Here is a 1,040-nt window from a genome sequence, read left to right as displayed (position 1 = left end):
AACCTGAGTTCGATTCTAAAATAGTTGTGGCAGCGTGTTAAAATCGGCTTCATATTTTATAGCTGGTTTCTTTTGAAAAAACGAGTATGCTATTAAGCCAGAGAGTAGATTTGAAATAAAATTACCAAACGAGCGATGTCTAGAATGTTCTATTTGACAAATGTTTTTCAATTCGTCATTAATGGTTTCAATGACAGACCTTTTTCGTAACAATATTTTGTCCTTCATTTCCATAAGTACATTTTTCATATTGTTTCGTATTCCGGTTATTAAGTGAAGGCCATCAACGAAGAGTATGTTAGCCAATTGACTTGATACATATCCTTTATCGCCATAGAGTTTTCCTTTTATATTGGCTAAAAAATTTCCGTGCTTTAGCGGATCTCTGTCATCTACATTGGCTGGTGTTATTACGAAACTCAGTATCTCACCCCTGTCATTTACAACCAAATGGAGTTTAAATCCATGAAACCAACCCATGGTAGATTTACCAGTAGTAGCAATATCTTTAAAAACCTTATTTCGTTTTATCCGCTTGTTCTTACAGACGCGTACTGGTGTAGAATCAACAAATGAAATCCCCGTTGATTCACCCAGGCAGCACGTTTTTAAAAAGATAGCTAGCGGAAGACTTGCGGACTGTGCAAGCTCTACAAAACGGTTGTAAGAGACTGTTTTCGGAAATAGATGTTTGAGTTGTTTTTGCACATATTGTTGGTAGAAATGCTTGAGATTTCTGAAGTTCATTCCATGGAAAATTACAAGAATCGTCATCACTTCACTTTGACTCATTCGTGGTTTTCTCTTCGGTTCATTCCCAATCAATCCTTTTTTAAGAACCACTTCAAATTCATTGCAAAATTCGTCAGTCAAGTAAAAAATTTCGGTAACTTTATCTTCGGTAAAATACATGTTGTTTTTGTTAAGTGTTTATTTTTCAACGATCTAAATATACAAAAACACTGTATTTTACCTTTCTATTTTTAGAACTATTTTTCGTTAGTTATTGACAGTCAAGTTGTTAATAATCGAACTCAGGT

1 protein-coding gene is annotated in these 1,040 nt (G+C 34.3%); it reads right to left on the bottom strand.

Annotated features, from left to right (window positions below; genetic code table 11):
* Window positions 1-15: 15 nt before the first annotated feature.
* On the bottom strand, window positions 16-912 hold the full coding sequence (locus tag G3O08_RS20730) for an IS982 family transposase (RefSeq protein WP_163287354.1): 897 nt from the start codon (window positions 910-912) through the stop codon (window positions 16-18).
* Window positions 913-1,040 lie beyond the last annotated feature (128 nt).

Origin of the sequence: Cryomorpha ignava (genome assembly GCF_010686655.1) — a bacterium.
Classification (GTDB): domain Bacteria; phylum Bacteroidota; class Bacteroidia; order Flavobacteriales_D; family Cryomorphaceae; genus Cryomorpha; species Cryomorpha ignava.
This window is presented reverse-complemented; position numbering and strand designations above follow the sequence as displayed.

What these genes read in the sequence shown, in the direction of transcription:
- G3O08_RS20730 (WP_163287354.1), bottom strand. Translation starts at nt 912, where the DNA reads ATGTATTTTACCGAAGATAAAGTTACCGAAATTTTTTACTTGACTGAC.